Here is a 4,386-nt window from a genome sequence, read left to right as displayed (position 1 = left end):
TTTGAATAACAGGCACAACCTTAGAATTGGTTGAATCAGTAGGCACTAATTTTCCGTTAAAAGTTGCAATATTCTTTCCTATCCAGAGTTCAATTTTGTTTTCTCCATTAATTATAGTAACCTTTTTGTCTGAATCACGGTAGTTAACATCACAACCCAATTGCTCTGCAACAAACCTCAAGGGAACATAGGTTCTATTTTCAATAATGGTTGCAGGGACATTAAGGGTGTAACTTGCGCCATTTACAGCAGCAATCTTACTCCCGATAGTTAAACCGATATTTACAACTGAAGATATCTCTTTCTTAAATTCTGCATAAATAATGTGATTTGAAGCAATGTTATTAAAAGTATAAATTGAAACTGCACCTACTGATTGATTATCAACTTTAACATCCTTAATGACATAGCCTTCATCAGGAGTAATCACAAAAGTTTGAGACGACTTATTAGCTACGGTAATTACACCTATCGGAGTTATTGTGCCACCTAAACCTGCAGAGGCGTTTATAGTAAAAGACTGTATAGTAAAGTCTGCTCCTATCGTATGATCCTGCGTAATATTTGTGAATGTATATGTAGAAACCGCTCCAACAGACGCTCCATCAACTTTAACATCTTTAAGAGTAGACACATCACCTGGTGCAATATTAAAGGTTAAAGAAGTGCCAATATCAACTGCTACAATCCTGGCTAGCTCAATAGACCCATTCTCGGGATAAAGAGCAGTTATCCATCTTACATTAGGATCAAAAGACACATAGTCCCCGCTCATCGTTATGATTTGAGTTGCAGGGTCCCAATTTAGTGAAACACCCAAGCCATCATCAAAAACGTTCAAAGGGACCATCGGAATGCCATCTTTCAAAAACACGGCAGGAATTGATACGACATTTCCATTCAACACAGCGGTATCCGACCACACTGAAAGTCCTATTTTGATGTTTAGCAAGGTAATTATTATCCCTTTTGTAGAAGGAATATACTCAACATATGCCCCAAAGTCCTTGGCAATAGCAGTAATAGGAATATAGGTAAAGCCATTAGATATTTCCTGTGCTGTGTGCAAATCAACCACATAGTCACCAACATACATCTTGCTACTTCCAATTTGTAGTTTCAAAGTTAAATTACTTGCCTTTGCTAAAGATGGACGAAGCAAACTATCAAAGATTGAAACATGGTTAAAACAACTTGTTAATAAAACTAAAAGAGCCAAAAAGAAAATGAACAATCTTTTCCTCATTACTCTTCTCCTTTCAAAGTCATCGTAAATTTTTATGAGTATCTCTAAAAACTTGCAAATTTCTTATTCTCATTTTTAAAGTTATACAAAATAAAACCTCAATTATAACTTATCGTTCCATCCTCTTACTTATTTCTTCATACTTTTTTACCTCTTCAGCACTAACTGAAGGTTGTGTTCTCTTTATTTGTTCCAAGATATCATCAGTTGTTATAACCTTTCGTGTATTTTCCTTGAGACTTGCTTTTGCTACAGATAGAGCAACCGCATTACAAATAGAGTGAATATCAGCTGGCGTATAAAGTTCAGTTAACTCTGCTAACTTTTCATAGTCAATGTTAGGGTCTATTGGTCTATTTTTCAACTCTTTCTTGAATAATTCTATCCTTGCTTCCTTTGTGGGTGGAGCGACATATAAAATTCTATCAAATCTCCCAGGTCTTAAAAGTGCGGGGTCAAGTGTCTCTGGTGTATTGGTTGCCCCGATAATTACAACTCCCTCTAACTCCTCCATTCCATCCATTTCAGTAAGGAGTTGAGTTAATATTTTCGTCTTTGTCTCGTTTTCTGTCCCTCTCTTGCCCGCAATTGCGTCAATTTCATCAAAGAAAAGTATGCAAGGTTTATTTTCTCTTGCCTGTATGAACAATTTGCGAATTGCAGATTCTGATTCTCCTATGTACTTATTTAAGAGCTCTGGACCTTTTATGTATATAAAATTAGCATTTGCTTTACTTGCAATTACTTTTCCTAAAAATGTTTTCCCGCATCCAGGAGGTCCAAAAAGTAGAATACCCTTTGATGCCTTTACAGCATACTCTTTCAAAAGTTCTGGATGGACTAAAGGCATTTCCACAGCATCAAAGAGGCTCTCTTTTACATTATCCAGACCAACTACATCATTCCAATCGTATTGAGGATGTTCCACAACATCTTCCTGCTCTACCTTTGCAGAACGTCTCATAAACTTCTGCGCTAACTTTTCATATTCTTGAAGCATCTCAATAGTGACAGAGGGTTTTGTCCCGCTCAATACTGCTTCAAAATCCTCCATCTTTATTTTTACATTTTTCTTGTCCCTTTTAAGCGCAATTTTCGCTACTTCGTTACAAACTAATTGAATATCAGCGCCAGTAAAACGTTCCATTCGCTCAGCTATCTTATCCAAATCCACATCACTATCTAAAGATTTCCCTTTAAGATAGTGATTTAAAACATTTAACCGCCCCTCTTTTCCCAATGGTCCTATATAAATTACCTTATCAAACCTTCCTGGACGTAGGGCTGCTGGATCTATAAGTTCAGGATGATTTGTTGCACCAACAAGCAAAACTCCATCAATTTTTTTGAGCCCATCGGTATAACTTAAAAATGTCCCAACGATTCCTTTTTCTGGCGCATCAGAACGAGATAATTCACTTCTATTCGGTAAGAATGCCTCAAGTTCATCGAAAAGCAACACAGATGGTCTATTTCTATAAGCTTCCTCAAAAATAGCCCTTAAATTCGCTTCTGATTGGCCATACCACATACTTGTAAATTCTGTTCCACTTACTGCAAAGAATGAGGCATTCGCTTCGTGGGCAATTATCCGGGCAATCTTTGTTTTTCCAGTTCCAGGAGGTCCAAAAAGAAGAATACCTCTTGGGGGAGTAATATTCATTTTGGACAATGCTTTGCGTGTATTGATGTCAAATTGCGACTTAATTACATCCATAAGTTCCTCTTTTATATCTTCAATACCTGCTAAATCATCCCAGGTATCTTGAGGAATCTCTTTCTGTGAAGATGACCCTCTTTTCTCCTCTTCATCATTTGATGATGGACTTGTTATTTCAAGATGTGTTGCCTCAAATAAAGGAGAAGAAAGAATTTCCCATAGTGGTGCTCCTGCAAGAGTAAACAATATTCCAAATATAGCACTTAATAAAGCACTTTCAATAACAGATTGTGAAATTTTGGTTCCAAGTATTAATGATGACATTGTTAAAGTTGAAACAGCAAAGGTAAGAGCACCTATTACTGTAGCAAAAATACGCGTTTTTAGATCTTTCGACTTGTGCCAAAGATATGAAAAAACTCCCGCAGTAATAGCCCAAACAATGATTTGCGAAACAAGAATTGGTCTATCCAGGAAAGGAGTTAGGACACTTTCAAATTTAGGTGTAATATTTTTGGAAGAAAGGGACTGATTTAACCAGGCAAAATCTCTTAAGGAATCTACTGGTTTTGTATGCAAAGCAATAAGTGGCTTTGTTTTCGCTCCTAAGCTCAAAAGTCCAATCGACGGAACTCCTTCTAAGATCCCTATAATCTCTAGTAAGAAACACCCAAATGAAGCAAGGATAGGCGAAAGACCAACGTCTGAAAAACCGGAAAGAAGAGGAACCAAAATCTCTAAGGCATATAGTTTCGGGTTAGTAGCAATAATAGAAGATAACCCTAAGACGAAAAAAGGGAAGGGCTTAAGCAGCTTAAAAATGGCAAGCAAAATCAAAAAGGCAATGTATAATAAGCCAAGGTTCAAGGAGATGTATGATATTGGCAATATGAATAAAAGAGAAGAAAAAACGATACCCAGCGCAGGCTTGAAAAAAGTTAAAAGCCCAACTGTAAATACAAAAAGCCACTGCCAACCTAAAGGGTAGTAAGGTAGAGATTTCGTTAAAAAATAAGTAAAACCAGAAACTATAACGGCACTAAGAGCATTATAGATGATTTTTCTACTCTTAAATGAGTTTAGAAGCATCCCGTCCTCCTTATTTCTTAAGCCTCTTTTCAAAATTATTATAAACTAAATTGAGAATTTTTGGAATTTTCATCTCCACAAAAATTATACTACTTCCTTCTGAAATAATAAAATTTTGAACTTATATCAATTTTTGTTTTGCTTTACTAAATACGGAAATTTCCATAAAAACTTTAAAAAATGAAAGACAAATAATATCTTTAAAAATTCTTGTTTAATTTTAAGCACCTTTTGTATACCTACATTTAAGACGAAGATTAATATTCATTTCTGTCGTTCTAACTTAAAGCCCGCATTTTTTATTTTAAATTTATTGATTATTCTTTAAAATAGCACTTATAACATAAAAAACCTCTATTTTGTAATTATCAGTCCCAGATACAGAACCAAG

General features: G+C 35.6%; 2 protein-coding genes. Both read right to left on the bottom strand.

Annotated features, from left to right (window positions below):
- The coding region (locus JHC30_06960) for a hypothetical protein (GenBank protein MCI4463886.1) at positions 1-1,246 on the bottom strand (1,246 nt) is incomplete at its 3' end.
- Positions 1,247-1,355: 109 nt separating this feature from the next.
- Positions 1,356-3,995, bottom strand: coding sequence for an AAA family ATPase (locus tag JHC30_06955; protein ID MCI4463885.1), 2,640 nt, complete (start codon positions 3,993-3,995; stop codon positions 1,356-1,358).
- Positions 3,996-4,386 lie beyond the last annotated feature (391 nt).

It is taken from the genome of Caldisericum sp., from assembly GCA_022759145.1.
GTDB lineage: Bacteria > Caldisericota > Caldisericia > Caldisericales > Caldisericaceae > Caldisericum.
Note: the sequence above shows the minus strand (reverse complement) of the source record. Positions and strands in the feature narration are given on the sequence as shown.